The sequence below is a fragment of the Paenibacillus sp. YSY-4.3 genome, assembly GCF_054767475.1.
Map to the genome: position 1 here is coordinate 86,771 of NZ_BAABMC010000004.1, position 26,573 is coordinate 113,343.

Annotated in this window: 25 protein-coding genes and 1 tRNA gene; 16 read left to right on the forward strand and 10 right to left on the reverse strand. The window is 46.5% G+C overall.

All coding sequences use genetic code 11. The features are described 5' to 3' along the window. The 5 genes from ACYUJT_RS14750 to ACYUJT_RS14770 all read right to left on the reverse strand — a co-directional run bounded on the left by ACYUJT_RS14750 (nucleotide 1) and on the right by ACYUJT_RS14770 (nucleotide 3,929). Complete coding sequence (locus tag ACYUJT_RS14750) at nucleotides 1–144, reverse strand: topoisomerase DNA-binding C4 zinc finger domain-containing protein (protein ID WP_460323476.1); 144 nt, start codon at nucleotides 142–144, stop codon at nucleotides 1–3. Then, on the reverse strand, nucleotides 89–1,123 hold the full coding sequence (locus ACYUJT_RS14755; protein WP_460324181.1) for an alpha/beta fold hydrolase: 1,035 nt from the start codon (nucleotides 1,121–1,123) through the stop codon (nucleotides 89–91). The genes ACYUJT_RS14750 and ACYUJT_RS14755 overlap by 56 nt, the downstream gene beginning before the upstream one ends. 127 nt (nucleotides 1,124–1,250) lie before the next feature. Next, nucleotides 1,251–2,141 (reverse strand): lysostaphin resistance A-like protein, encoded by an 891-nt coding sequence (locus ACYUJT_RS14760; protein WP_460323478.1) that lies wholly within the window; start codon nucleotides 2,139–2,141, stop codon nucleotides 1,251–1,253. Between the two features lie 86 nt (nucleotides 2,142–2,227). Then, the gene (locus ACYUJT_RS14765; RefSeq protein WP_460323480.1) at nucleotides 2,228–2,881 is read right to left on the reverse strand and encodes a response regulator transcription factor; all 654 of its coding nucleotides are present in this window, start codon (nucleotides 2,879–2,881) and stop codon (nucleotides 2,228–2,230) included. Beyond that, entirely contained in the window at nucleotides 2,868–3,929 is a 1,062-nt protein-coding gene (locus tag ACYUJT_RS14770) for a sensor histidine kinase (RefSeq protein WP_460323482.1), read from the reverse strand. The genes ACYUJT_RS14765 and ACYUJT_RS14770 overlap by 14 nt, the downstream gene beginning before the upstream one ends. Before the next feature lie 251 nt (nucleotides 3,930–4,180). Between ACYUJT_RS14770 and ACYUJT_RS14775 the strand changes: the two genes are divergently transcribed. From ACYUJT_RS14775 to ACYUJT_RS14810, 8 genes are all read left to right on the forward strand, one after another. Next, the gene (locus ACYUJT_RS14775) at nucleotides 4,181–4,606 is read left to right on the forward strand and encodes a MerR family transcriptional regulator (protein ID WP_460323484.1); all 426 of its coding nucleotides are present in this window, start codon (nucleotides 4,181–4,183) and stop codon (nucleotides 4,604–4,606) included. After that, complete coding sequence (locus ACYUJT_RS14780; RefSeq protein WP_460323486.1) at nucleotides 4,606–4,956, forward strand: DUF4260 domain-containing protein; 351 nt, start codon at nucleotides 4,606–4,608, stop codon at nucleotides 4,954–4,956. The genes ACYUJT_RS14775 and ACYUJT_RS14780 overlap by 1 nt, the downstream gene beginning before the upstream one ends. A gap of 306 nt (nucleotides 4,957–5,262) precedes the next feature. Beyond that, entirely contained in the window at nucleotides 5,263–6,819 is a 1,557-nt protein-coding gene (locus tag ACYUJT_RS14785) for a stalk domain-containing protein (protein ID WP_460323488.1), read from the forward strand. Between the two features lie 253 nt (nucleotides 6,820–7,072). Next, on the forward strand, nucleotides 7,073–7,948 hold the full coding sequence (locus ACYUJT_RS14790) for a DUF4261 domain-containing protein (protein WP_460323490.1): 876 nt from the start codon (nucleotides 7,073–7,075) through the stop codon (nucleotides 7,946–7,948). Between the two features lie 19 nt (nucleotides 7,949–7,967). Then, on the forward strand, nucleotides 7,968–8,375 hold the full coding sequence (locus ACYUJT_RS14795; protein ID WP_460323492.1) for a DUF7668 domain-containing protein: 408 nt from the start codon (nucleotides 7,968–7,970) through the stop codon (nucleotides 8,373–8,375). A gap of 413 nt (nucleotides 8,376–8,788) precedes the next feature. Then, the gene (locus ACYUJT_RS14800; protein ID WP_460323494.1) at nucleotides 8,789–12,484 is read left to right on the forward strand and encodes an AAA family ATPase; all 3,696 of its coding nucleotides are present in this window, start codon (nucleotides 8,789–8,791) and stop codon (nucleotides 12,482–12,484) included. A gap of 17 nt (nucleotides 12,485–12,501) precedes the next feature. Then, entirely contained in the window at nucleotides 12,502–12,939 is a 438-nt protein-coding gene (locus ACYUJT_RS14805; protein ID WP_460323496.1) for a hypothetical protein, read from the forward strand. 14 nt (nucleotides 12,940–12,953) lie between these two features. Further along, on the forward strand, nucleotides 12,954–13,586 hold the full coding sequence (locus ACYUJT_RS14810; RefSeq protein ID WP_460323498.1) for a hypothetical protein: 633 nt from the start codon (nucleotides 12,954–12,956) through the stop codon (nucleotides 13,584–13,586). 263 nt (nucleotides 13,587–13,849) lie between these two features. Here ACYUJT_RS14810 and ACYUJT_RS14815 read toward each other — a convergent pair whose 3' ends face one another. Further along, the gene (locus ACYUJT_RS14815) at nucleotides 13,850–14,410 is read right to left on the reverse strand and encodes a TetR/AcrR family transcriptional regulator (protein WP_460323500.1); all 561 of its coding nucleotides are present in this window, start codon (nucleotides 14,408–14,410) and stop codon (nucleotides 13,850–13,852) included. Between the two features lie 135 nt (nucleotides 14,411–14,545). On the opposite strand from ACYUJT_RS14815, the gene ACYUJT_RS14820 reads away from it, so the two are divergent. The 3 genes from ACYUJT_RS14820 to ACYUJT_RS14830 all read left to right on the forward strand — a co-directional run bounded on the left by ACYUJT_RS14820 (nucleotide 14,546) and on the right by ACYUJT_RS14830 (nucleotide 18,477). Beyond that, the gene (locus ACYUJT_RS14820) at nucleotides 14,546–15,805 is read left to right on the forward strand and encodes an acyl-CoA dehydrogenase family protein (RefSeq protein WP_460323502.1); all 1,260 of its coding nucleotides are present in this window, start codon (nucleotides 14,546–14,548) and stop codon (nucleotides 15,803–15,805) included. A 366-nt stretch (nucleotides 15,806–16,171) separates the two neighbouring features. Next, complete coding sequence (locus tag ACYUJT_RS14825) at nucleotides 16,172–17,617, forward strand: methyl-accepting chemotaxis protein (RefSeq protein WP_460323504.1); 1,446 nt, start codon at nucleotides 16,172–16,174, stop codon at nucleotides 17,615–17,617. 503 nt (nucleotides 17,618–18,120) lie between these two features. Continuing rightward, the gene (locus ACYUJT_RS14830; protein ID WP_460323506.1) at nucleotides 18,121–18,477 is read left to right on the forward strand and encodes a nucleotide excision repair endonuclease; all 357 of its coding nucleotides are present in this window, start codon (nucleotides 18,121–18,123) and stop codon (nucleotides 18,475–18,477) included. 120 nt (nucleotides 18,478–18,597) lie between these two features. Here the strand turns inward: ACYUJT_RS14830 and ACYUJT_RS14835 are convergent. Further along, a tRNA-Met gene (locus tag ACYUJT_RS14835) sits at nucleotides 18,598–18,674 on the reverse strand. Between the two features lie 698 nt (nucleotides 18,675–19,372). Next, nucleotides 19,373–20,224: an aldo/keto reductase gene (locus ACYUJT_RS14840; protein WP_460323508.1), complete on the reverse strand. Its 852-nt coding sequence runs from the start codon at nucleotides 20,222–20,224 to the stop codon at nucleotides 19,373–19,375. A 176-nt stretch (nucleotides 20,225–20,400) separates the two neighbouring features. Here ACYUJT_RS14840 and ACYUJT_RS14845 point away from each other — a divergent pair, with 176 nt between their 5' ends. Next, entirely contained in the window at nucleotides 20,401–20,850 is a 450-nt protein-coding gene (locus ACYUJT_RS14845; RefSeq protein WP_460323510.1) for a MerR family transcriptional regulator, read from the forward strand. Nucleotides 20,851–20,959: 109 nt separating this feature from the next. Here the strand turns inward: ACYUJT_RS14845 and ACYUJT_RS14850 are convergent, their stop codons facing one another. Both ACYUJT_RS14850 and ACYUJT_RS14855 read right to left on the reverse strand, forming a co-directional pair. Next, nucleotides 20,960–21,946, reverse strand: a complete 987-nt coding sequence (locus ACYUJT_RS14850) for an alpha/beta hydrolase (RefSeq protein WP_460323512.1) — start codon at nucleotides 21,944–21,946, stop codon at nucleotides 20,960–20,962. A 32-nt stretch (nucleotides 21,947–21,978) separates the two neighbouring features. Continuing rightward, complete coding sequence (locus tag ACYUJT_RS14855; RefSeq protein ID WP_460323514.1) at nucleotides 21,979–22,875, reverse strand: MBL fold metallo-hydrolase; 897 nt, start codon at nucleotides 22,873–22,875, stop codon at nucleotides 21,979–21,981. A gap of 304 nt (nucleotides 22,876–23,179) precedes the next feature. Between ACYUJT_RS14855 and ACYUJT_RS14860 the strand changes: the two genes are divergently transcribed. From ACYUJT_RS14860 to ACYUJT_RS14875, 4 genes are all read left to right on the forward strand, one after another. Next, on the forward strand, nucleotides 23,180–23,725 hold the full coding sequence (locus tag ACYUJT_RS14860; RefSeq protein ID WP_460323516.1) for a helix-turn-helix domain-containing protein: 546 nt from the start codon (nucleotides 23,180–23,182) through the stop codon (nucleotides 23,723–23,725). A gap of 401 nt (nucleotides 23,726–24,126) precedes the next feature. Continuing rightward, nucleotides 24,127–25,098, forward strand: coding sequence for a hypothetical protein (locus tag ACYUJT_RS14865; protein WP_460323518.1), 972 nt, complete (start codon nucleotides 24,127–24,129; stop codon nucleotides 25,096–25,098). 27 nt (nucleotides 25,099–25,125) lie between these two features. Continuing rightward, the gene (locus ACYUJT_RS14870; protein ID WP_460323520.1) at nucleotides 25,126–25,848 is read left to right on the forward strand and encodes an ABC transporter ATP-binding protein; all 723 of its coding nucleotides are present in this window, start codon (nucleotides 25,126–25,128) and stop codon (nucleotides 25,846–25,848) included. Next, complete coding sequence (locus ACYUJT_RS14875) at nucleotides 25,845–26,570, forward strand: ABC transporter permease (protein ID WP_460323522.1); 726 nt, start codon at nucleotides 25,845–25,847, stop codon at nucleotides 26,568–26,570. The genes ACYUJT_RS14870 and ACYUJT_RS14875 overlap by 4 nt, the downstream gene beginning before the upstream one ends. Nucleotides 26,571–26,573: the final 3 nt, after the last annotated feature.

Consider the following 26,573-nt stretch of genomic DNA (forward strand, 5'->3'; position numbering starts at 1 on the left):
TCAACTTTCGCAACATGAAATAGGCAGATATGCCTTCATATACCGGCACTTCGGAAAATTGCTGCAACCATAAAAATGACCTTTCGCACTATTGTTGAACGAATGAATCCACCATCCACTTGGAAAATGTCTCTTTCTCTTCAAATTGTGGATAATGAGCAGATTGCTCGTATGTTATAAATTCCTTTGAACTCGCCTCAATTTGATCGAAGTATGCTTTGGCCGATTTTGCGGAAGTCATGTTATCATACTGTCCCATGATAAAATATACTGGTATCTCAAGTTTCGTAACGATTGTAGGCAGAGGCTCTGCAAGGGCTTGCCGAATTAAAATGCCTTGTGAGTAAGCTGCACCACGGTTATAACGGATGCGATCTAATAAGTTATACTCAGGTCCAAACCATAACCCCTGTTCCATATCCGCCTCAGCATCGATCAGTCTTGCGGCACCTCCATATTTGTGAACATATTGGCGAGGTACTAACGCAGTGCCGTTTCGGACTTGTTCGGTTAACCCTTGCAAATATTGAACGTCGGTCGTATTATCGCTTTGTTTCGCTTGATCAATCACATAATTCATACTATCCCATTCGCTATCAACAATATTAGACACCTGTCCGATGCCAATATAGGCTTCGTATTTATCAGGAGCTTGCTGTGCCGCCTGTATGCCAATATACGTTCCGGAGGAATGTCCGACGAGGATGACCTTCTCTTGATTCAAACGAGCCGAAATGTAATCCGTCAAAATCAATAAATCCTCCACTAATAGATCTGTCGAAAGATTGGAATAGTCCTCTCCAAAGTGATAAGATTTTCCGCTGGCTCGTTGGTCATATCGGACAACCGTAAAGTCCTTCTCCAGCAGGTCTTGGTACTTGGTGGCATAGGGGATTTCTGAAACCGCCGGACCTCCGTGTACAAAAATAACAACCGGATTGCTCTTATCCTGACCTCGTATCAGAAGTTCATGACCTGTGCCATTAATTTCGACTTGCTCAAGTATGCTTATGCTGTTTTTGCCCTCTATCTTGGGAGTCCAAGTGGGAAATAACAACGCTAACCCAACAAGTAATATAATAGCTGCGCCCGAATATACCAACATCCTTCTTACCTTTTTGATAATCTCACCTCATTAATAAGAGTAGCTTTATTAACTCAACTTTCGCAACATGAAATAGGCAGATATGCCTTGATGTAATTGGGTAAACCAGCGATCCATTGCTGTAATTGACGTTGAAAGATTGTTGTCATCCGCTAATATAAGGCTTTTCAGACGACGATACTCGTTTCCGAGCAGCTCCAGTTAACATGGGAATCGCAATTAGAAGGCTGACTATCACCGGAACAATAGAGCCCTCGAGTCCAAAGTCCCCCCCTGTGAGAATGGCTGCACCGGTCACTTCGACAGTAAACAGACCCGCTGAAGAGTGTCCGGAAACAGGAATACCAAGTAAAGCCTCAAGCGCATTCCAGGCAAAATGCAGTCCCATGGCAAACCATAGGTTGCGTCGCCACAAGAATGCGGCTCCAAGCAGAATACCTGCTTCTACACTAATGGCAAATGCGCTCCATAGGGTTGCCCCAGGATTGCCAAGATGGACAACTCCAAAGAATAGTGAGGTCATAGCAAGTGCGACCCCGTTTCCCGCCAACTTACTAATTGCTTGAAGCATAAGCCCGCGAAAGATAAGCTCCTCAATAATAGCTGCGCTTAAAGCTGGTGTAACTGAGGATATTAGAACAGAACCCGTGTCCGCAGTACTCGCCCATTGAAAGGTGTAGCCTCCCGCAGCAACAATTATAGAAGTGGACACTGTGATAAAAATGGCTCCAGTTAGTAATCCCATGCCAGCTTCAATTCCTGCTCGTTTTCTTGATATCTCAGGAATTGACCGACGAGCCAAGAATTTCATCGTTAGCCCATAGACGATGATAGCCACAATGCCATCCGTTAGTATCAAAAGAAGGGAAGCAACTCCCTGTGCTTGCTCTGCTAATGGCCGGATTAGGGCATCCACGAGAATAATGCCGATGGTCCCCACAATCATCCAGATGATGGAAAATCGCCACCATGGACGTCCCGTACTTATTATCCCACCCATATGCTGCTTCTCTTGATCTGCAAACATTTTCTTCATGTCTTCCTCAGCTCCTTATAACTTGTTAGACCCGAGTTTATGCTGAAAAAGTCATAAAGACATAGTGCGCTTTGGTCATGATATGGTTACTTGTGATCCAATATGCCCGAATCTCGGGCTATGCGGGCAGCTTCTCGCCTTCCCTTGACATGAAGCTTCGAGTAAATCGTTGAGATGTAATTCTTAACTGTCCCTTCACTAAGAAAAAGCGCCTCAGCAATGTCTTGATTGCGCAGGCCGGAAGCCAGCTTATGCAGCACTTCGAGTTCACGGGCGCTGAGCCCGTATTCATTACTTTTTACGGCGGAGGAATGGTTCATGTTCATGTTTTTAATCATTTTGCCCGCCATCTCTTGTGTTATTAAGGTGCCTCCCGCATGAACCACGCGAATACCTGCAGCCAGATCCTTGGGGTGGATGGCCTTGAGCAGATAACCTTCTGCGCCATGACCTAACGCCGCAAGCACATACTCCACTTCCTTATAAGAGGTCAGCATAATAATCTTGATGTCAGGGAATCGCTTCTTAATCAGGGCTGTTGCAGCCACGCCGTCCATGACAGGCATATTGATATCCATCAGCACAATGTCGGGCTGAAACTGCTCGCAGCCCTGAATGGCTTCCTCCCCGTTTTTTGCCAATGCAGCTATTTCGATATCTTCCTCCATGGACAGCACGATATGTAAGCTTTCCAGGATTAATTCTTGATCATCAGCAATCAGCACCTTAATGTTCGACATGCAGCAGCACTCCCTTCAGCGGAATTTCACATCTGACTTCGGTCATCGCCTCAGCCTCCTCCTTAGAAACCACGGACAAGCTGCCTCCCAATCGCTCGATTCGATGCTTCATCGTGGTCAAACCAAAGCCATAATCCATTTTTTTGATCGGTATGCCGTTATTCCGGACCATTAATTGCAGCGTGCTCACGGCAAACTCAAGCTCCAAGAACAATTGAGATGCTTTTCCATGTTTTAGCGCATTCGTAAAAGCTTCCTGAATGACACGGAGGACCGTTTGCCGCACTTCAAAAGGCAACCTGGGCTCTGTCCCCAGCAGATTGACGGTGAGTACAGTTCCCGTGTGCTCCTGGAAACGGAGGACAAGGTTCTCCACCTGCTGTGTAAGACTTGCCCCCTCTTCCTCTGCCATTTCATGCACAATGTTTCGCATGTCGTCCAAATTTTGTTCAGCAAGTGCCCTTAAGCGGATTAATCGGCTTTTGACCTCTTCTGGCTTCCGATCCAGAAGGGCAATCGAAGCATCAAGGCTCATAATCAGTGAGATAAAGGAGTGCCCCAAAGTATCATGAAGCTCCTTCGACATACGGTTTCGCTCTTCCTGAAGCGTCATGGTCTCGATTTCCGCAGAGTAGAGGGTTAGCAGCTTATTTTGCCGCTCCACTTCCAGTGCCAGTTTATTCTTCTCTTCGTATGCTTTGGCTACGGAGCTCGCCCATATGCCGATGAAGCAGAACAGCAGATTGTCTGATGCGAAGCTAAACGCCTCTTCCCAAGGCAAATGCAAGTAAGTCTTTGATAAAAAAGGAATGAAAGCCACCACAGGAATAACCCAGATCGTCTTCTTCGTCATTAAGTATCCCAGGATAAGACTGAGCAGCAAATAGTCCGCCCTTGAAGTCAGATCCGGATGGATGTCAGAATTCACATAATAAGAACCGCCCAACAGCAGCTCCATTATGCAGAACCAAGTCTTGTTATTTCTAAACCCAGGGAACCAGAACAGCATAGGGACGACAGACGCTAGAATCAGCCAAAAGATATTCACTACCGTTAGGATCGAAAATTCACTTTCTTCCAATAGACGGGACGCTAGCAAAATATAGTGATACAAACGAAGGGCAAATAGGCCCCATTCCATGAAAGATAATATTTTTTTCATATCGTCATCCCACTTTTCCAGTAAAAATAAATCAGCACCAGTGCATCCAGTGTATCAATTATAAGGGAAAAATAGGTTAAATAGTTGACTCTGGAGTTTACTCCAATGTTATGATTTTTCTGGAGGTGAGGCCGACAATGAAAATTAATGATTTTGCGAACAAATATCAAATTCAAACGGATACCATTCGTTATTATGAAAAAGAGAACTTATTGACTCCAATCAGACGAGAAAATGGTTATCGGGAATTTGATGAAGAATGTGAGAAGCAGATACAGCTTATCATCGTATTAAAGCAATTAGGATTTACAATAAAGGAAATTCAACAATCACTTATACTACGAGACAGATCCATATCTACGGAATGTAAGGATGCAACTGTATTGTTATTGAATCGAAAAATAATGAATCTTGAGGAAAAAATCCGGTTTTACCAACAAGCATTGACAGTGGTTCAAACCATTAAAGAACTTGCGAGTGAAGTGGAGTATTCAGAGAATATTGAAGATATCGAAAACCTATTGCTTGGTTTATTTCAACAGGGTTTAAAGGGAGAGATATGATGACAAATAAACAAATCGTTCATGTTGAATATGCACTTGCCTTTGCACTTTCCTTTTTTATTTACATGCAGCTACACTTTCCCATATGGTTGTTTGTTGCTCTTTTATTTGTTCCTGATCTTACAATGCTTGGGTACATCATGAATAAGAAAATAGGTGCGATTGTTTATAATTTGGGACACACCTTTATTTTCCCCCTGCTTTTTACATTAGGTTACTTATATTTTTCAAACGATTATCTATTATTAGGATCGATCATCTGGATCGCTCATATCTGTATGGATAGAGCAATAGGTGCTGGGTTGAAATATCAAGATTCATTTACTAATACACATATACAAAGGCTTTAGCGTAACAAATTAGACAGAAGGTTCTTGGATCTGCCTTCTACAGTTTTTCAACAACATTTTTCCGCTAGTATCTGTGAAGGACGTCCAATTAGGACGTCCTTTACTTCGCTCTATAGATGTTACGGTGAACCGTATCATAAATACGGTGAACCTTATCATAAATAGGGCGAATTTTTCGCATTAAGTTGCTATGTAGGAAGATGACTCCTGTTCAGTACGGGAATCACCACTTAGGTGCTGCTATAAAGGGAATAGTTTACAAATGGCGAATGTAGTCACTATGACAATTCGAGGAGTGAACCCATTTTGCGTAAACCGATCAAACTGCAACTAATCACTGTACTTGCTTTCTTGCTATGCTTCGCTTCTATTCCATCCGCATTCGCAGAGACCTCCCTTATCTCAGACAAAAATTTGGAACAAGCGATTAGAGTCGAGCTAAAGAAACCGACTGGTCCCATTACCAAAGAAGATTTACAGACCATAACGTCGCTCTATCCCGATGACCCTGAGCAGAAAATTAACAGTTTAACCGGACTAGAGCATGCTGTTAATGTAAAAAGCCTAATGCTCCCAGGGCTTGGAATTTCGAATATTGGGCCACTTAAAAATTTACATAAAGTCACCTTCCTAGCTCTGAATGACAATCAAATTACTCAAATTGACCCGCTACAAGAGTTGTCCCAACTGGAGCAGCTTGTACTCGATTCGAACAATATCAAGAAGCTTGATGCATTAGCGGGATTAACCAATTTAACGGACCTGTTAATCGGCAATAATCAGCTTAAGGACCTGTCGCCGATCCAATCCTTAGTCAAACTGAATTGGTTGGACATAAGCGATAACCAAGTCCAGTCTCTTGAACCGCTAAGGGATCACCCGGAACTAGAACATTTATATTTTGAGAATAATCAGATTCAAGATATTAGCGTCTTAACAAGTCTTCCAAAGCTCAAGGAGGTTTCACTCAGCAATAACCCTCTAGATGCGAGTGCGGAGAAAATTCTGATTGAACTCGCTGCCAAAGGCGTCAAAGTGCTTAAAGAAGAAGATGAACAACCGACACCACCTTCAGATCCTGACGAAATCATGGTGCTATTGAATGGGGAGATCGTTAAGTTCCAAGTGCCACCCATCCAGCAAAATGGATCTGTACTTGTTCCGTTCCGCGCTATTTTCGAAGCATTGGGATTGATGGTTGACTGGGATTCAAAAACGCAAACGATTACGGGAAGTAAATCAGGTACGTTTATCAAGCTTAAAGTGGGTTCAACTACTGCTAAGATCAATGGCAAGCAGAAAGAGCTGACAGTAGCCCCTTTTACCATTAAGGGCAGCACCTACGTTCCGTTACGTTTTATCGGCGAAGCAGTGGATGCGAAGGTGAACTGGCTGGCCGAGATTCAAGCAGTCACAATTTTTACGAAGCAGCCATTTGCGACCAAAGACAAAAAAGTCCAAGTCACAGCCTATGGCGACTGGAGTAACATAACATCTTCTATTGAGAATACAGGTGATCACCAGCTTATCTTAGTCTCACCCGAGAATAGCATGATGGTTATTCAGCATCTTAGCAAGAGCGATTTAGATATGGACTTCGAACAATATGTTAGCTTCGCCAAAAAAGATATAACGGACAGAAGTGGGGTGAAAATCACTGAGCAGTCCGTGAAGGTGGGGAAATTCGATGCGAAACAGTTGACCTATAGCTTAAGCAACAAAAATGAAACGATTGAATATCGAATGATTCTATTCGAGCAAAATAATGAAATCTATACCCAATTGCTAGTTTATCCATCGCAGGTCAGCAATCAAGCCAACGCCGAGTTCGACGAAATATTAAAAGGTATAAAATTAAACTAGCATATTCTCTCTGATCACATCTCTGTTCAATGGCACAAAAAGCAGAGGCTTAGCATCTTAACACGCAAAGCCTCTTAGGTCCGATATGAGCTGCTTTGATAGGCGTAAGGCGGAGATGGGCGTTCGGATGCAGGAAAGGCTGTATGTCCATAGATCCGACTTTGAAATCATTTTCCTAGCCGGACTTGTGTGAACCGTGCGGCAATCAATATAGTAGAGGGGAACGACATACGAATGGAGTGGTAGGGGAGAAATGGAGAGCGAACACGTGCTTCAGCAAAATTTAGACGAAAAAAGTGAGTTTCAGCGGTTGTTTCAAATGTATCTGCTATTCGAGGAGAAAGTGGAACGGCCGAATGCGGAAGTCGTCCGGAACGCGTTAGAAACACGATGCGGGAAAACGGATACTGTGTCGGCAGCCGACGCATTATCGTCGTTTGCCGTAGAGGCTTATAAAGTAGCCTACCAGGAGGGGAAACTGCCGGCTCAGGTGATGATGGCAGACGTTGCTCCTTTTCAACCGGAGACGATTACCGACTTGGAGCGCACCCAGTTCTGGACGATGCCGGATGCGGAGGACGTTCTGCAAAAATGCCGCTATAAGCTGCTGATCAGCGACTTCATGGCGGCGGGGCTGGACTATAAATCGCGCAGCGCCTTATTGGCGGATTGGCTGGAGGCTGCCGTAAGCCTGTTCCCGACCTGCAAAGCGATCTGGATTCCATCGAGCGGGAAATTACTGCATCCGGCCGTAATTGCGGATAATCCTTACGAAGGAGCCGCGAGGTTCTTGCAGTTCGGCATGAATATCCGCTATTTTACAATTCATGGGACCGAAGACAGCTTGATCGATTCGCTCGGCCTCTTTGCGCTTGGACTTCCGGATGTCCAGTACCACTTTCATACATTGGATCCGAACGACGTGTCACGGCATGCATTCAATGTTGCAGCCTACTTGTTTGAAGCGGATGTGCCGGTGAGCGATGGCGAGACGATCGCCGGCTTGCTGAACGGGGAGATGGCGCCGGACGTTCATTGGCCTTGCAGGTTTGAAATGGCGCTGATCCAGCCTTCCAGAGAAGTGATGGACGTCTGTCCGGGCGAATATGCGGCAGGAGAACGAGAATAAAGATAAGGGAGCACGTGGTATGCTTAAACGGGTATCAGGCAAAGAGGAAGATATCATTCGGGCGTTCGCAAAAGAGATTGTTGACTCAATCGCAGATGGAAGATATGAGGAAATTGCTCAAAAAGTTGATGATATGCAAGATTGGGACGTTGAGCTGCTAAAAGAGGTTATCGAGAGTTTTAAGGAAGATAATGAGTTGGAACAGATCGATAGGTTTGATGTAGAATGTACCTTTAGGCCTGTTTATAAAGATGGCAGTGTTTATCAACAAGAATCTTTCTACCACTTTAACGATGGAAGCGGAATTTCTTACGAATATGCATTGACGACAGATGGCGAACCCAATGATTTGACTTTGAGTGTTGAGTTTCAATATGAGGGTGACTGCTTGAAGGTCATTTTTGAGAGTGGGATTACCGTACTTTAATGACATAGTACTTTAGATGGCAACTCAACTCATGTGTGTAGGGCAGCTTTTTATGTGTTTTACCGATAACAATCGCTTTTACTGGATGGCGTGAACGATTCCTATCCCAACTTCGAAGGGCACCCAATTGAATGCCTTCGATTTCGCTCTATAGATACGGGGAGCCGTATCATAGTGACGCAAATCTTATGATTGGGAAGTGTTGACCATGAGAATGGACAAATATGATCTTGATTTTGATTTTAGCCTCCCGATGTTTGATAGGGAGGCTTTTTTCCTACTTCGCGAATCATCTTAATATTTTGACCCGAGGCGAATACACATTCCAGGATTTAGGAGCAAGTATAGTAGAGACATAGTATAATATAGGAAAATAGAATGAATAGTAGGCCCCAGGAGGGATAACGGGAAATATGAGAATCAACCGAAAAGGTATGGTGAAATCACTCAAAGGTGTGGTGAAGGCGCTCAAATTTATTTTTCCTGAGTATCAGCTTGTTGAATTGGTTCGGGAAAAAGGGTTTATCGCACAAAAAGAAGACGAACCAGCTCCAAAGAGGCAAGAGCAGCCGACGCCACAATATAATACAGGATCGCGATTCAGAAGTGCAGGTTCGAGCAATTCCGCGCAGACTGCTGCGGGACAGAGCACTTTTTCGTCGACTTTCCGTCCTGCTCAACCTCAAGCATATACGTCGCAGGGAGTAGGCCAAAGTGATGCGCAGAGCGCTTTATCTCCCAATCAATTGGATCAACTATTCCGAGAAGTGAAGAAGAGCATTAATAATCAAGTGATCGGACAGCCGTTCTTCGTAGACGATTTGGTTGCGGGATATAAGCAGGGATATATGAATGGGCGCCAGGATAATAAGCCAAGGAATGTGATCTTGCTGGCAGGGGCCCCCGGAACGGGCAAGAAAACAGCCTTGGAATGCCTAGTTCGAGAGATGCATGCATATCAGCTAACCTCTAGGCCACATTTTTCAGAAATTGATTTGCAGCGATATGAGGCAGATGAAATATCTGGGAATTTTATTATTGATATGGCGGAGGCTTTTCAATACTCCGAGGGCACGGTGTTATTTAAGGGGATTAAAGGGGCTGAGCAGGCTATTATCAGCTTGGTCGCTAAGCTTGCCGCGGAAGGCAGCTTCCGAACCAAAGAAGGGTTGCGCATAATCGCCGACGATTTTTTCATCATTTTCTATATCGATGAACATGCAGAGAGAGGAAGTGAATTTGGCCAGGTTCCGTCCGGGCTGGCAAATCATCTCCCGATCTCTATCTTGCAAAGCATCCTTGCGGCGGCTATCTCTTCACCGATAGAGTGGGAGACGATGCGACAAATTGCAGAGGCCTTGCTTGGGAAAGCGGTAGACGATCTGTCAAGGGATATGCAGATAACTATCGTTGTTCATCCTTCCACGTATGAGGCGTTAGCCGATATCGCCGCAACAAACAAAACATTTGGCGAGGCAGTGCAGCACTGGATCGATAAGGAGCTTACTGTCGTATTGTCCGGCCTACGGGCCCGTAATGAGATTCGTAGCAATGAGCGCGTGCGTATTCGTTTCAAGAACGATTCTTTTTTTGTAGAGTCGAACACTCTTGAAATTCCGATCAAAGCACTATCTTTCGTTGGTCAGGAGTCAATTGACGATGTCCTGGAAGAGTTAAATGCGTTAACGGGACTGGAACCTGTGAAAAAGTTTGTCTATGAGCTCATGGAGATGGTTCAGGTGAACAAGCTGAGGGCTAGGGTAGGCGAAGGCTCTGTGCCGATGTCGCTTCATATGGTGTTTACCGGGAATCCCGGAACCGGCAAGACGACGGTCGCCCGCTTAATTGGCCGTATTCTGAAGGCGCTAGGATTGCTGCCGCAAGGTCAGTTGATCGAAGTGGCGAGGCAGGATCTTGTAGGACAGTATGTGGGCTCTACTGCCCCGAAAACGATGGCACAAGTCAATGAGGCCTTGGGAGGCGTATTGTTTATCGACGAGGCCTATACGCTCGCTCGTCACGATAACGATACGTTCGGCACTGAGGCAATCGACACGATTGTCAAGGCGATGGAGGATCATCGGGATGATTTGGTTGTTGTGCTGGCAGGGTATACGCAAGAGATGGAGACTTTCTTGCGATCAAATCCAGGCTTGCGTTCAAGATTTCCATTCATCGTGGAGTTCCCGGATTACAAGGCGGAAGATATGCTGGACATTATGATTCAGATAGCGGACAAGAATGGTTTCCGCATAGATTCGGATGCCTATGAGGGTTTGATCGAGCTGTTCGATCAACGGCAAATCCCTGGCCGCAATGACAGCGGTAACGGCCGGCTCGTCCGCAATTTGTTCGAGGAGGCTGTCCGCAAGCAAGCTGCTCGGCTTAGAGGGCTGATGTCAGATGCAATTGCAGATACAGACTTGCAGTTATTGACAGGGGCAGACTTCGGAATCGGTGAGAAAGAAGCATTTAACATCGAAAATCAACTTGCCGGAATTGTCGGATTGGAGAAGGTCAAACTATTCGTCCGAACGTTAGAGAAACAGCTTATTGTTGATCGAAGGCGGAAGGAAGCCGGGATTCATGTCGATACTGGCCAGACTCTCAATATGATTTTTTCGGGAAATCCCGGTACGGGCAAGACGACGATGGCGCGGCTGGTGGCAGATATGCTCCGATCCATGGGCTATTTGAAAAAAGGACATCTCGTTGAGGTGGACCGATCCGATCTGGTAGCGGAGTATGTCGGTCAGACGGCCAACAAGACCAAGCTGGTTGTCGAATCGGCTCTTGGTGGCGTTCTCTTTATCGACGAAGCCTATGCGCTTGCGCAGGATGGTATGCAGGGCGGGGGCTTCGGGAAGGAAGCCATCGATTCGCTGGTTCGTCTTATCGAGCTCCATAAAGACAATCTGGTTGTCATTCTGGCGGGATACACAGAAGATATGCAGCGGTTTGTTCAAGTCAATCCGGGTCTGTCCTCGCGCTTCCCGCTACAGATCGAATTTCCGGACTACACGGCCGAAGAAATGCAGCAAATCGCCTTGATAATGGCGAAGACGCGAGGGTTTACCTTAGCTTCGGATGTGCCAGGTTTGCTTGAATCCTATTTTAATGAGAAGCAAATCCCGGGTAGAAAGGACGGAGGTAACGGCCGGCTCGTCCGCAATACGCTGGAGGAGGCAATACGCAAGCAAGCGGAGCGATTGGCCGATCATCCTGATATTGTGGCGGATCAGTTAAATGAGCTGACTTTGGAGGATTTTGGGCTGTCGGCACATGTAGACCTTGCAGCGAAGAGGGCGAATGCGCTTGGAGCGCTCGATGCCGTCGTCGGTCTGTCCTCTGTTAAGGAATTTGTGAGAAGCCTATCGGCACAAATTGAGGTGGCTAAGCGCCGTCAGGAGATGGGGCTGCCCAAGGCTTCCGCTCAAGCCCTCCATATGGTATTTAAAGGGAACCCAGGGACTGGCAAAACGACGATTGCCCGTATTTTGGCCCAACGATTTAAAGAACTAGGCGTGATTAAGGCCGACACGCTGGTAGAAACTGATCGGTCCGGCCTGGTTGCCGGTTATGTGGGGCAAACTGCGCTCAAGACGAAAGAGGTTATCGAACGCGCTCTTGGCGGGATCTTGTTTGTGGATGAGGCTTATGCCTTGGCGGAAGGGGATCAATTCGGCCAGGAAGCGATTGATACGCTTGTCAAAGCGATGGATGATTACCGGGACAGGCTCATCGTTATATTGGCCGGCTACGACGAAGATATGGAGCGCTTCTTGAACCGCAATGCGGGACTCCGCTCCAGATTTCCCAATATCATTACATTCCCTGATTATACAGCTGAGGAAATGCTGGAAATCGCGCATTTGCAAGTGAAAGCGCAAGGATATGTGATCGGCTGGGAGGCTGAAGCTAGGCTGCTCTCCATTTTGGACACCTTTGAAGGAGATATGACCGCAGGCAATGGACGGCTTGTGCGAAATTTGGTCGAGAAGGCGATTCGAGCCCATGCCTTGCGTATGAGCAAGGAAGCCAATGCCACAGCCGAGGAATTATCCACTTTGGAGCCTGGAGATTTTCAAGAACAGATGGGGGTGATGTGATGAAAGTCCTAAAGTCATTGTTAAAATGGTTGCTCGCTATTATTTTCTATCATCCATTAATGTTCTTAGCCATTAACCTTATGCTTATCATGCCTTACACACTATATATTGATATAAAGAGTATTCTGAATGACGAGGTTCCAATTCAAAACGGCAGCACGATCTTAGTAAGCTTTTTCGGTTTTTTTATTTACTTGGCCACAAGGAGCCGATTTTTAGGTATACCCTATCGCAAGATAACGATATTGCTCCCCCTCCTGCACATGTTGATTTATACCAGTTTTGCTCTGGCGGCCGGAGTTACAATTCTTAACAAATGGGCTGACGAAGGACTTTATTCTAAAGGATGGGCTATTACGCTTATGCTGCTTGCAATTGTGGCAATCCGATTGTGCATGTCACTGCTGTACTGGAAGTACCCGATTGTTCAGCGAACAAATCAATATATAAAATAGTGGGGGGAAGGAAATTGGCGAATTACCGACAAAACAAGGAAAGGTCGAATTCACAAGCTACAAACCAATATGAGCTTCGACAATCGGATAATAAAGATGTTCCATTGGAGTATACAGAGTCATCTGCCGATCGTAAGTCATTTTCTACACAAAAGGCAAGGAATAAGCACCGATTTTGGATTGGGATTACGGTGTTGATCATGCTCGGAGTGGGATTATATTTTCAGGGTCCAACCGCCTATAGTATAAAAGATGTTCAGTCGGATGGGATCGGTAAAGGGATGCAGGCCGGTGTCCAGTTAGTTTCATCAGATGATTTGGCGGATCTCGTAGCCAGAAACTTCGAGATTGAGATGAAGCAAAATACGACGACAAGCCGCATGCTGATCTGGGACTTCGCCGCGGAAGACGGCGATGTCGTTACGGTGAAGGTAGACGGCAATATCCTTCTAGCGAACATAAATATTATGAATAACCCGGTGGCACTTGATATTCCAATTCCAAGTGTGGTTGAAATTATAGGTGTCAAGGATGGCGAAGGCGGGATTACATACGCAGCTAAGTTCCCCGGAGCCGTTGACAATAGCGTTTATTTCAATGCGGCGCCGGTAGGCTCCTCTAACGTCTATACGATAACTGTACAGTAGTTTGAAGCTAGCATGTAAAATGGAAAAGAATCGCCAAGCTCCAAGTTGATCGACAAGTGAACAGTTATTCCGAACTACAACCATTGCCGACTTTATGTCATCAATGGTTGTTTTTTCTCAGCATATCATTTTCGCCGATAGCCCCATTAAGCTGAACCTTATCATAAGTAGGGCGAAATATTGAGGTGTTGCAGAAGCCACTCCTTGTACTCTTGTACAGGGGGAACTGGAAGGAAAGTCACTCATCAGTAAGAAGTACGAGGTTATTCTGCGAATTTCCATTCCGAAAAGATATTCATTTTAGTAAATAGTTCTTCGTGATCGATAGGCACTTTGCTCTCAATCCACCAAGTTATCACACCAAGCACGGCTCCGATGTAGGCCTCTATTTTAATTTGCATGTCGATGGAACTTTCTTCAATTGAATTATGCTGGGCCAAGTATTCCTTGATGCCCCTCCCCATCTCTCTTCGCAACAAAATTCTCAAGGAATCTCTCTCTTCGGCTAAAAGAATGGAAAACAATTTCTTATGTCTCATGGCTAAAGAAAATAATTCCCTAAAATTATCGGCTGGAGAAAAGGATGCATCGACAAGATCCTTAAACTCTTCATCAGCAATTTGTTGCATGGCACGTGAAAGTAAATCAAATTTATCCTGAAAATGTGTGTAGAACGTAGTTCGATGTACCATCGCTAGATCACAGATCTGCTTCACCGTTATATTCTCAAATGGGTGTTTGTCCATTAAATCTAACAGAGCATTGTATAAAAGCTTACGAGTTCTTTTGACTCGAAGGTCTTCGGTTGTTTTATGGTTCTTCATGACAAATTCCGCTCCCTGTATCGTTTCTCGACATATCCCTGATTTTATCGGTTGTTGAAATCAATTATACATTATATTATTTACCCTACAAATGGATTTTAAGTATATAAATGTATAGTTGAGGAGTGGATTTTCATGGCCAATCTAAGTACAGAACGTCAACTCACTGCTCTAGAGCAGCAATTGCTAAACCATGCTACCGAGTTAGTTCCCTATCTTCAGAAGTTCGGTACGATGATTGATGAAGAACGACATATTCCTGATGAAGTGATTCAAAAAATCTCGGATGCGGGGTTGTTTAAGCTTGGCACACCGAAAGAGTACGGGGGTCATGAGGTTAGTATCCGTGCCATGGTCGAGATTATTTCCGAGGTAGCCAAGGGGAATGGCTCTGTTGGCTGGGTCGTTCAAATTATCAATGGAAATAACTATAATGCAGCACTATCCTTACCTCCGGGCGTATTAGATTCGATCTATAACCCGGTAGAGGAGATCCGCTTTTGTTCTGTGTTGCTGGCACAAAAAGCGGTCGTGAAGAAAGTAGACGGAGGGTATTTGGTAGAGGAAGGATTGTGGAGGTTCGGTTCAGGATCAAAGCATGCCACCCATGCCTTGTTGAACTTGAAGGACGTAAAGTCCATGCAAGAAGGCAAAGCTATGGAGATGATGCTGGCCGTTGTTCCGATCAGTGAAGTCACGATTGTTGATGATTGGTATACGATGAGTTTAAAAGGATCCGCAAGTAATAGTCTGGAAATCAAAAATGTGTTTATACCCGACAAATATGTCGTCATCCATCAGGGAGGTTCATTGCCTGCCCAGTTGCAGGGGCGTGACAGATACAGGCCTTACGGTCAGCTTATTATCAGTATCACAACAGGAATAAGCGCAATTCTCGGACTCGCCAGGGGGGCTGTCGAGTATTTCGTTGACAAAGCACCTCATAAGGGAATTTCAATGACGGTTCATACTTCTCAAGCGGCAGTGGGTCATATTCAATATAAAGTAGGACTTGCGGCGATGAAGGTCGAATCCGCGCATCTTCATATCAGTCGAACGATTGACAATTTAGAGCGACACGTGCGAAACACAGAACCGTTTAGTTTAAGGGAAATGGCACAGCTGCAGACAGATATGACTTATGCAGCCATGTTGTGCTGGGAAGCCGTAGATCTGCTAATGGCAGAGAGCGGAGGGAGTGTCATTGCCGATTCCAATCGCTTGTCCCAAATATTCCGGGACATTCGAGGAGGTTCCAATCATGCCCTGACTACAGCGTCGACAGGACTAGAGCTATATGGAAGAGTACTGATGGGTGTACCTCCACAGCATGTTATGACATTAGGCGCCGCATCTTTATCAAAAAGCCAACTCACGGAGCCGATCAAACAATGAGGAAAGAAGAACAAAGACGCCGTTAAGGGCGTCTTTGTTCTTTTGATGATACGTGAGCCGTATCACAAGTAGTGGTAAAGCTATCTAGAGTAGCAAGCTGAATGATAATTTTGGCGCCATCCTGACCTGTACGAGTACCCATATAATTGCTAAGTGCGCTGCTAACCACTCCCGGGTGCGCAGCATTATTTGCAGATGAACTACGCGATACTGGAATTAAAGTCGGTATTTGTGAAAAGGACTGCGACTAGGCAGCTCTTTTCATCGTAATTTGGATTTAATTTGTTTGTCGATTTACGGAGGATTTTGTTAAATAATGTCGAATGTATCAAGCAACGACTATAGTGTCAACATGGGGGGATGTTCATGGACAGACTTGATTTGGTATTTTTGCAAAGAAATAAGCTGCTTACGAATGTGTTATGGGGAATTATTGGTATTTTTACGATATTTCTTGTATTAACGGGAAACTATGAGAGGATTTGGATTTTGGGCGTTGGTGCATTGGTTACTGCTTCCCTTACCGTCCTCAATCGAATTCGAAAATACATACGGTTAACGCCATATCTGTTCGGCGGTCTCATGATTCTCCTGCTCATTTTTGGCATATATGACGTTCAGAATCCAGTTTTAGATGTATATTTTATCCTTTCTGCTTTCCTGCTTATTTATCCCAGCTATAAACCGATCATGCTGTTCAACATAGTGAACTTGGTTGGTTTCAATGCCAAAATATTGTTTGGAGGCGGGGATGTATCCGCTATAATCTCTCCGAATATTATGTTGGTTTTTTATGGAATCATGACAATCGTTGCAGCCAGATTGGGCGAGCAGCTATTCGTCGGAGCTGAACAGCGCAGCCAGGAGGCCATACAGGCCAAAACGAAAGCAGATTCACTACTGCAAGAGCTGAAGCATTCTATCCAAGTATTGAATGAATTTTATCGGAATCTCAAGCATCATGTCGATCACTCGGGCCAATTAACGAAGGAAATAACAATTGGTTTTTCGGAGGTTGCGAAAGGCATTGAATCTCAAGCGGCAAGTATTACCGATATTTCAGATACGATTCAAGAAACACATCGGGATGCTCAAATGATGACGGATAGTTCAGAGGTCATGAAACGGCTTTCTGATCAAACGGTTGAAGCGACGGTAACAGGGAATGAGCAAGTACGAAAGTTGAACCATCAGATTTCTCAAGTGAACGATATATTCCAGGACATCATTGTGGAAGTGAAGGAATTAAACGAGCAAATTATGAAGATTGGCGAAATGTCCAACACCATTGGAGAAATTGCTAATCAAACCAACCTGCTGGCGCTGAATGCGGCGATCGAAGCAGCCCGGGCGGGAGAGCATGGGCAAGGATTTGCAGTCGTTTCTACGGAAGTCAGAAAATTGGCCGAGCATTCACGTCTGTCAACCGAGAGCATTTCGAATATCATTAAAGAAATCGATGTAGGTACGAAGGCGCTAACCGAAAAGGTCGCCATAGGCAATGCGGCAGTAAGCGAAAGCATGATATCCTCATCGGAATCGGAACAGGTTTTCCATCGGATTGCGATGGATGCGCGCGAGGTTTCGACGCAGGCATCAGAGGTAGAAGAGAAGTCCAATTCATTCCGAACATCATCCAGTTCCATCGTCAATGAAGTTACCTCGATTTCAAGTGTGACCGAGCAATCTACAGCGGCAGTGGAGCAAATTATGGCCAGTATGGAGGATCAACGAGCAATGGTTGAGAAAATCGTTGAAAGTTTCAAGGAGTTGGAAATGCTTATAGGTAAACTTACACAATTTACGGATTGAACGATCAAAAACCGTATCGGCGAACGATACGGTTTTTATTGGTTACGATAGTTGAATAAAGTTAGATCAAAGAAAGGGCCACGCTGTTGGTTATGCCTATGTCATGAACAAAATTGGCGGGTATATGCATGGTAATCCGAGGGAAAATGAAGTTAGTAGAACATTCTATCCGTGCATAGCAAACGAGTTGCCGGTTTAGGGATTCTTCTTCATTTAACGCCGAAGAGAAATTCGTAATCAACGCGGAGAGGTATATCGGGTTTGAGATACCGAAGAGGAACAACCCTTACAAAGAAGCGATAGCTCGCAGCAGCCCCGCCTTTGAAGCGAAGATAAGCCGGAGGACCCCAAAGAAGGACAAGGGTTCCGCAACAAAATTAATTTAATGGCAAAGGACGTCTCATTCTTGATATGATGAAGAATACGACGGTCAAAGGCAAGTTGCTGAAGGTACATGAGGCGAACCGAAGATAACAATGACGCAGAAGAGAGAGTGAATGTTTATGATCCAAATAACGATACCAACGCCGGAAGTCACGATCTACAAACAGGAGAAGCCTGAATTAAGCCATATATACGGATTCACGGATTTTATTCAGATTCCTCGGGATAAAGCGGGCATCTTCATGTTCTACAACGATAAGGATCAGCTCCTGTTCGTCGGCAAGGCACGGAAGCTGAGGCCTCGAATCAAAAAGCACTTCGAAGATACCGTGTCGGTGATGAAGGATCATCGGAATGAAGTGACCAAGATCGAGTGTTGTTTGGTCGAGGACCCCGTCCACCGAGAGATTTACGAGACGTACATCATCAACGAATATAAGGCTAAGTACAATGTAGATAAGGTGTTGTACAAATAGTAGACAGTGTTCTTATCGTCCAAGGATCCATGAAATGATAAGATAACGGAAAAATGCCTTTAATCCACGTTTAGCGGGTTAAAGGCATTTTGATATAGGTGCCGAGCTTGAATTGTAAGTTGGTTGCGGGGGCAGGATTTGAACCTGCGGCCTTCGGGTTATGAGCCCGACGAGCTACCGGGCTGCTCCACCCCGCGATAGGATAACTAATCACTATGATCTTTAACTTTGGTCAGGTCTCTTATACTACAGCAGTTCGAGCCAATATGCAAGCTCCAGCGCCGAAAAAAGCTTGAAAATCGCTTGTGAGCATATCTGAGGCTTCCATGACAACGAAATTTTGAGACTACCAAGTGGAAACAATGGTTGAATATTAAGAAAAGCCATCCCCGCAAAGGGACGCCTAAAAACTTGCCGCTACAAACAGCGTGGTAAACCATATCATAAGTGATGGCGGCGGCAAGTTCTTTGGGTTAGGAACGAACGAGATTGCTTGTTACTCCACTCATCCCGACGCGTCTAACATTTGCCTATATGTGCTGGCCGCCGCCACTGCGTTCATGAGGGAGACACATATCCATTTGAAGAATGTATTTTGCTCCTTACTACGACTACGTTAATTCAATCAAGTTTCCGTATAATATACTCGGAAAATCATGTTGAGGCCGGTATTCGGGTGGCGGGATATTTGATCGGAATGAGCGAGTTCAGGGCACGTGAATATTTCCCAATTTCTCATGGATGCAATAATAGGAGAAAGTTTTTTAAGAACCCTATCTGAATAAGAACATTCTTGAAAAAACAGGAGTACAAAATAGGGGTAAAGAAAGGACAGGCGAACCATCCTGTCCTTTCTTTAATAGGGTATACGTATGATGAGTTTACGGTCGATCATTCACAGTTCGACTCTCCAGCTGCCCATCATCTTGGCGACTTCCGGATCACGGTACGATAAGAATAGGCTTTTCTGCGTATCTAGGGTGGATATTTGTTCGATATCGTCCGCATGGAGCTCAAAATCGAAAATGTCGAAGTTTTCAACGATCCGCTCTTTGCGCACCGATTTTGGAATGACTACGACTCCACGCTGAACCAGCCAACGAAGCACGACCTGGGCGACGGACTTGTTGTGTTTTTCTGCGATCGAGGCCAGCACCTCATTGCCGAACATGTTATTTAGTCCTTCAGCAAACGGCGCCCATGACTGGTGCTGCACTCCTTGCTCTTTCATAAAAGCGGCGCTCTCGACCTGGTGGTAGAACGGGTGCGTTTCGATCTGGTTGACGGCAGGCACGATTTCATTATGCACGATGAGGTCCATCAGACGGTCGGGCAGGAAGTTGCTGACCCCGATCGCCTTGATTTTGCCTTCACGGTACAGCTCTTCCATCGCTCGCCACGTGCCGTAGTAATCGCCGAACGGTTGGTGAATCAGGTACAGGTCGAGATAGTCGAGCTGCAGCTTCTTCAGGGATTTGGCAAACGCCAGTTTGGCACTCTCGTAGCCGGCATCCTGGACCCAAATCTTGGTCGTAATGAACAGTTCTTCACGCGGTACACCGCTGCGTTTGATCGCGCGTCCGACCGCTTCCTCGTTCAAATAACCGGCGGCGGTGTCGATCAGGCGGTATCCGGCCATCAGGGCTTCATATACGGCGTTCTCGCATTCTTCAGCATCGGGAACTTGGTAGACACCGAAGCCGATGATCGGCATTTTCACTCCGTTGTTTAATGTTACAGTTTGCATGGTAACTCCTCCTATTGTTCAAATGTATAATGGCAAACGGCTGCGAATCCCGGGGGATCGGCACTGCAGAGGGGGGATTCCGCTTGCAGCCGATTTGCATTACAATCAGCTTAGAGCCTTCGTGTTACACGAAGTCAAGCCATGTTAAGAAAATTATTTTCCAAGGAGGATTTCATATGCATACGGTCAAAGAAGCTGCCCAGATCACGGGACTTACTGAGCACGCTGTGCGCTTTTACACGGATAAAGGCCTGGTGCCAAGCGTACAGCGCAATGGGAATAATATCCGGATGTTCGATGAAGAATCGATCAACTGGCTGCATGGCGTCAAATGCCTCAAGCAATCCGGGATGCCGATTGAAGTTATTAAAATGTACGTCGATTTATGCCTCGAAGGGGATTCAACTATTCAGCAACGCTACAAACTTATGATGGAGCATAAAGAAGCGGCGCTCGCCAAGCTCGAAGAAGCCAAACGGCACGTTGCCCACCTGGAGGAAAAAACCGATCTATATCAGGCTATTCTTGAGCACCGCTCCCCGGACACGACCAACCCCAGCAACTGGAACAAAATTCAGCATATGCATAGTGACGTATTTTACTCGCCCTCTGTTCGTAAGGCGTGAGGGATATTCGTGTTGGAAGTATTAAGGTAGCTGCGTTAATTGCTTCCGTAAAGGATTGCGCAGAATAAAAGAAGCCAAGATGATCGCAAACAATGGAGCCAATGCCTCTTTATTTTGCCGGTGTGTACGCTTCATCCAAGAAACTTTGGATGGCTTGAAAAGCCTGAAGTCTGTTTTTCTCCAATAAAACCATGTGCGTCCCTTCACCTATTTCAACCCAGCGGCGATAGGCGGCTCCTGTCAGGGAAGTGAAGAAGTTCTGGGCCAATTCAAGGGGGACATCGATATCCCACTCAGCATGGATAAGCAGGACGGGAACGGTGATTTCCTCAGGATTATAAATAGCTTTGCCAGCGGTCCAGTATTCGCGAATATCCAGGATAGGGCCGTTGGTTGCCCGAATATGTTCAGGATAACCCGGGTCGGAATCAAGAGTGGCTTTGACCCATTGTTCAAACCAGCCATTCGGAATCAAATCGCCGCGCTTATGTTCTGGCGCCGCGCCTAGCCAGCGTTCCTTTGTGCTGGCGACAGCGACAAGGCGGTAGGAGCCAAGCGGGCCCCCGGTATCGATAGGAACCGGTTTAGTGCTCAGCCATTGCGGAGCGATAAGCGTAAGCTTGTTTACTTTATCATTGTTTTGACTGGTATAAGCTCCCGCAACCGTTCCTCCCCAGGACATTCCCAGTACATTTACTTTCGTTAAATTCCGGCATTTCAGAACGTAGTCCACGGCTGCGCCCAAATCCCGGATTCCTGTTTCCGTGCGGATAAGCGGCGGATTAAGGTCAGCAGGCTGCTCCATTTCAGGCGGTCTTGTCGAGCCCCCGTAGCCGCGAACGTCCACGGCGTACACGTCATAGCCGTGACTGGCAAGGTAGTCCAGAAAGGTAAAGCCGTCCAGCTTCACATCATACAGACTGCCAATCGGATAGGTAGCGCCATGAACCATGACGATAGTTTTTTCGTTAGAGAAGGAATTCAATGAAGCTGGACGTTTATTTCGTACATAAAGCTCGATTCCGGGCGTATCACTGGGGATACGCAAGTCTTCTGTCACGATATTCGTACCATTAATAAAATCATGGATTGACATATGCTCAGCACCTTTCGTATTGTCAGGTCGTATTAAATAAAATCCCACTTGTATCCGTCTCCGCTGCGAGTGACGTACCCCGCCGCACTTTCGGGAAAATGCGTACTGAAATAAATGACCGGGCGATCGGCTATGAGTTCCAGCACTCGGAGCCGTGAAATACATGCCTGTTCGGCAAATTCGCAGTACATGGAATTCCACCCCGGATTGTAAACCTGGAACGGATGGTGCATTACATCGGCGCCAAAAAAAGCCTCTTCTCCGCCAGATTTAAGACGGATGGACATTTGGCCGATACTGTGTCCGGGTGTCGGAATGAATTTGAATATATCAAGAAATTCTCCGCCTTCAGGGCCAATGGCTTGCGCTAAGCCGGCTTCAACAACAGGCAATACGCTTTCTTCGTAAACGTTGAGGTTTACTTCGTTAGCTTTGTTGTGACTGGCCTCGTTGGAGTAATATTGTTGCTCTGCGAGGGGAAATACGTATTTGGCATTAAGGAAAGTCGGTACCCACTTCCCGTCAATGAGCCTCGTATTCCAACCGACATGGTCCACGTGCAGGTGGGTCAGCAGAACGTAGTCCACTTCCTCCGGCGTAACCCCCGCCTCCTTCAGCCGATCGAGATAAGGGAGCTGGAGATGGGCGAGATCCGGATTTAAAGGCAGGTTTTTATCATTTCCTGTAGCGGTATCGATAAGGATCGTATGCTTCGGGGTTTTCACCACCCATGTTCCAATGCTAACGACAAGCTGAGAATTGCCATCGATCAGGCCAGTGGGAAAAGAGTGCCGATTATCCTCCAAGAATATGGGGTCCCACGATCCCGGGAAGTAAACTTCGGGGGGAATGCCGTCAAGCATCATCTCCGTGACACGTGTAACGGTAACATCGCCTACTTTGTATACCTTGGGAATTTTGGCAGTCATTCTATATACCCCTTTCGTCCTTCTGACATGTTCTATGAATCCGAATAATAAGGAACGGCTTTACTTTATGAAATTTCGCTGTAAATGAAAATTATTCTGTTGAGAATGAACGAAGTGTATTTACCCGGGTAACATTCACTCGTCAACTTTAAGAAAATAGTAGATCAATAAAGCAGACAAATCAACGTTTTTACACCGTAATTTCGATCTTGTAAAAGGGCTTGATATTGCTCATGTTTACACATATGATGAAAATAAAAATTTCGTTGTCAGCGAAATAATTTTGAGAATTAGGAGATTTCCTATGAAATCGATCGGTGAAACCATTCGTAGCACGCGAAAAAAACAGAAATTAACGCTCAAGAAAGTAGCCGAAGCAGCTTCCGTATCTATATCTTTTCTCAGTGAAATCGAACGCGATAAGGCGAATCCGTCTATCAGTGTTCTGAAGCGAATCGCGAACGCATTAAGCGTGAATTTTACGTATTTGTTCGGCGAGGAGGAGCGGAGCATTGTCGTTAGAAAAAACGAGCGCAAACCTTTGGTGCATTCCGAGGGATCCCGTATTACCTGGTACGCGCTCAGCCAAGGAAGCAGCAACAAAATGGGACCGATATGGGGAGTGCTGGAAGAAGGAGCAACCTACGGCGATATCAGCGTGGGCCATAGTGATGGCGAGGAGTTTCTGTTTGTTCACTCCGGGCGTTTGGAGTTTGTGCTTGGCAATGAACGTTATACGCTCGAAGAAGGGGACAGCATCTATTATGATGCCAGAATCCCCCATAGTTATAAGAATATTTGGGATGGCGAAACGCTGCTAATAGCGGTTTCTACTCCACCTACTTTTTGACGAAGTCAGCAGCCAACGTAGAATTTGTAGATCAAGCACAGAGAGGCGATTCTCCGGTTAAAGGAGAATCGCCTTCATAATTAGGCAAGGCAACGATTCGAACGATTGCATTCTTTCAGCGCGCTTTGGAGAAAGATTTCTCCCTTGAAGCCCCGGGGTACGCCTTCGGCCAGGGAATGGCTTGATCCCCGCTTCTTCAGGTTGAAGCCGATATCGGCGCGATTCGAGCCGTTTGGTTCCCATTATGCAGAAGGAACAACGAAAAACCAAGAAGGATATTCTCGGATGCTACATTTTAGAAATATTTTATTTTTCCTTTCGAGGGACTTTAGACTCCTCCTCTAAACTAAGGTTGTAGGCACGAAAGAGAAGCCATACAACCTTAAAGGAGCGAGTTGAAAATGAAAAAGAAAAGCAAAGTATTGATGATCGGTGCATCGTTGGCTGCAGTAAGCATGTTTTCGGTGGCGGCATTTGCCTCCACGCCGGAGATGGATGGTTACAAGGCCTTCAAAGAGGTGCTGAAAGCGAACCAGATGTCGGAGCAAACGATGGAGAGTGCAACGGTGAACGGAAACTTCGCGGTTACGTTGAATGGCGAGACGGTACTGAAGGCGGACGGCTTGACGAAGTTCAAGGCAGCGGGAGATAAGCACAGCGTAAGCAGCGACTTTGACTTCACCCTCAAGGGCGTTGAACGCAGCGGCAGTATGTATAGCAGCGGCGATGACACGGCTTATCTCGTAGACCAGACGCACGGTTTGGACTATCAGGTGATTAACCTGGACGATGAGCATGCCGGGAAGCACCATGAATGGAAGGAAGAAGGGGACTTCGAGCATCGTCCGATGACTAAAGCGGAGGAAGCGCTTCTTGATTTCATAGTTGGTGATCTCAAGGATAATTTCAGCGTAGTGAATCATGCGGATCATTCAAAGACGATTTCGGTCGATGTTAGCAAGGAGGAGGTTCCGCTGGTGGTCCGCTTGTTGATGGACGTGGCATCGGCCGACGGCAGAAAGGGACACTCGAAAGCTTCGGAAGTGCCAGCAGAGTGGGAGAGTCTGAAGCAGATTCCTTTCTTTCAGGGTTTGGAAGCAGCAAATCTTGAGGAGCAGTTGCCGGAGCTGACAGAGGAAGTCACTATTGAGTATTTGCGTCTACAACTGACGGTAGATGCGGACAACAGGCTGCAAGGGGTGCAAGGCAAGCTTGAGGTGAGCGGCAAGGACAAGGCGGGCGTCATCCATCGCGTGACAATGGAAGGCGAAGGCGGCATCAGCGGCATCAACGCCACGACGCCTGATGTGTATGATCCTGCTGGCAAGTCCATAGAGATCATTGACGCTGAAGCGTTCGAAGGCCGCAGCTAATAGCTCAATTCGGGGGAGGATCTAACTATGTTTGAAGTCTGCGATCTTACAAAGGTCTACCCCGGCAACCGAGGCATCCAGGGGCTTAACCTCACCGTACATCCCGGTGAGGTTGCAGCCTTGCTAGGGCCGAACGGTGCCGGGAAGACCACAGCGCTGCAAGCGATGGCCGGTTGGGTCACAGCCGACCGCGGGGAAGCGAGCTGGAACGGCGTCTCCGTCGCAGAGCGGCCTGATCTGACGAAGCTGCACATGGGCCTGATGATTGGTGAGCCGGCTCCTTATGGCTATTTGACAGGAAGCGACTATCTGAAGCTGTACTCCAAGCTGTACCCGGGTATCGACGAAGCGCGTATCCAAGAGACGCTGGAACTCGTAGGCATGTCCAGGCACCAAAAGATCAAGATCAAGAAGTACTCCACCGGCATGAAACAGCGGATCGAGCTTGCCAGCGCGCTGCTCCATCGGCCGAAGCTCCTGATGCTGGATGAGCCGTTCTCGGGCATGGACATCGAGGGACGCCGGGAGATGACGGCCATGCTCCGAGGTCTCGTGACGGAGACGGGGATGAGTGTCGTCATCTCTTCTCATCAGGTACACGAAATCGAAGATTGGATTACACATGCTTGCATTATTTATGAGGGAAAACAGGTCGGTAGCTCAAGCATTGCCCAGATTCGAGAGTCGTTCGCCAGCGTTGAGGACTACTATCTGTACTGTACAGCCAAGGAAAGGGGCGGAGTCGCATGATGGCATCCATTATTTATCTCACTGGAGAAGAGCTGCGCAAGCTGTTCCGCGGAGGCAAGCTGAAAGTACTGCTGATGCTCTCCTTCCTTATCGGTGTGATCTTCGTCTTAATTGGCGAACGTGTCGGACTGAGCGGGAACCTGCCGGTGACCGCGCTGGAGCTGCTGGTTGCAGTCGTTCTGCCCTTGTTCATGGTTTCGCTTGGCAGCGACCTCATGGCGGGCGAATTTAAGGATGGCACAATCAAGAATGCGCTGAAGCTTCCGGTCAGCCGGGAGGTCCTTTTTATAGGGAAAATATTTGCAGGATGGACGGCGGGCGCCTTGATTGTCCTAAGTGTGTTTGTCCCAACGTTTATCGGAAACATCGTGCTTAAGGGCATGTCTGCCCTGTCCACGCTTGGGGTGACTATGGCCGAGGTCGGCGGCGCGATCCTCTTCTGCGGCTTGTTAGTGGTGTTGGCAAACAGTGTGTCCTTGTGGACGGGGAGCGGCGGGGTCGGAATGGTCGTCGGCATTGTGCTGTGGATGACGATGGGCGTCGTTGGATTTTTCCAGCCGCAGTTGAACCGGTTCTTCCTAACGGACTTCGCGGATTGGTTGCATCCGCTCCTGTATAGAGGTGATTTCGGCCCGTCTGTAACGACATTGCTATTTATAACAGCTTACTATATTATGGGCATTATTACGGGCTTGCTAGCCTTTCAAAAGAAAGAAGTCTAACTC

Excerpts from the sequence above, each read along its gene's own strand:
- ACYUJT_RS14760 (WP_460323478.1), bottom strand. The coding sequence starts at position 2,141 with ATGAAGAAAATGTTTGCAGATCAAGAGAAGCAGCATATGGGTGGGATA.
- ACYUJT_RS14765 (WP_460323480.1), bottom strand. The coding sequence starts at position 2,881 with ATGTCGAACATTAAGGTGCTGATTGCTGATGATCAAGAATTAATCCTG.
- ACYUJT_RS14775 (WP_460323484.1), top strand. The coding sequence starts at position 4,181 with ATGAAAATTAATGATTTTGCGAACAAATATCAAATTCAAACGGATACC.
- ACYUJT_RS14780 (WP_460323486.1), top strand. The coding sequence starts at position 4,606 with ATGACAAATAAACAAATCGTTCATGTTGAATATGCACTTGCCTTTGCA.
- ACYUJT_RS14790 (WP_460323490.1), top strand. The coding sequence starts at position 7,073 with ATGGAGAGCGAACACGTGCTTCAGCAAAATTTAGACGAAAAAAGTGAG.
- ACYUJT_RS14795 (WP_460323492.1), top strand. The coding sequence starts at position 7,968 with ATGCTTAAACGGGTATCAGGCAAAGAGGAAGATATCATTCGGGCGTTC.
- ACYUJT_RS14800 (WP_460323494.1), top strand. The coding sequence starts at position 8,789 with ATGAGAATCAACCGAAAAGGTATGGTGAAATCACTCAAAGGTGTGGTG.
- ACYUJT_RS14815 (WP_460323500.1), bottom strand. The coding sequence starts at position 14,410 with ATGAAGAACCATAAAACAACCGAAGACCTTCGAGTCAAAAGAACTCGT.
- ACYUJT_RS14820 (WP_460323502.1), top strand. The coding sequence starts at position 14,546 with ATGGCCAATCTAAGTACAGAACGTCAACTCACTGCTCTAGAGCAGCAA.
- ACYUJT_RS14825 (WP_460323504.1), top strand. The coding sequence starts at position 16,172 with ATGGACAGACTTGATTTGGTATTTTTGCAAAGAAATAAGCTGCTTACG.
- ACYUJT_RS14830 (WP_460323506.1), top strand. The coding sequence starts at position 18,121 with ATGATCCAAATAACGATACCAACGCCGGAAGTCACGATCTACAAACAG.
- ACYUJT_RS14840 (WP_460323508.1), bottom strand. The coding sequence starts at position 20,224 with ATGCAAACTGTAACATTAAACAACGGAGTGAAAATGCCGATCATCGGC.
- ACYUJT_RS14845 (WP_460323510.1), top strand. The coding sequence starts at position 20,401 with ATGCATACGGTCAAAGAAGCTGCCCAGATCACGGGACTTACTGAGCAC.
- ACYUJT_RS14850 (WP_460323512.1), bottom strand. The coding sequence starts at position 21,946 with ATGTCAATCCATGATTTTATTAATGGTACGAATATCGTGACAGAAGAC.
- ACYUJT_RS14855 (WP_460323514.1), bottom strand. The coding sequence starts at position 22,875 with ATGACTGCCAAAATTCCCAAGGTATACAAAGTAGGCGATGTTACCGTT.
- ACYUJT_RS14860 (WP_460323516.1), top strand. The coding sequence starts at position 23,180 with ATGAAATCGATCGGTGAAACCATTCGTAGCACGCGAAAAAAACAGAAA.
- ACYUJT_RS14865 (WP_460323518.1), top strand. The coding sequence starts at position 24,127 with ATGAAAAAGAAAAGCAAAGTATTGATGATCGGTGCATCGTTGGCTGCA.
- ACYUJT_RS14870 (WP_460323520.1), top strand. The coding sequence starts at position 25,126 with ATGTTTGAAGTCTGCGATCTTACAAAGGTCTACCCCGGCAACCGAGGC.
- ACYUJT_RS14875 (WP_460323522.1), top strand. The coding sequence starts at position 25,845 with ATGATGGCATCCATTATTTATCTCACTGGAGAAGAGCTGCGCAAGCTG.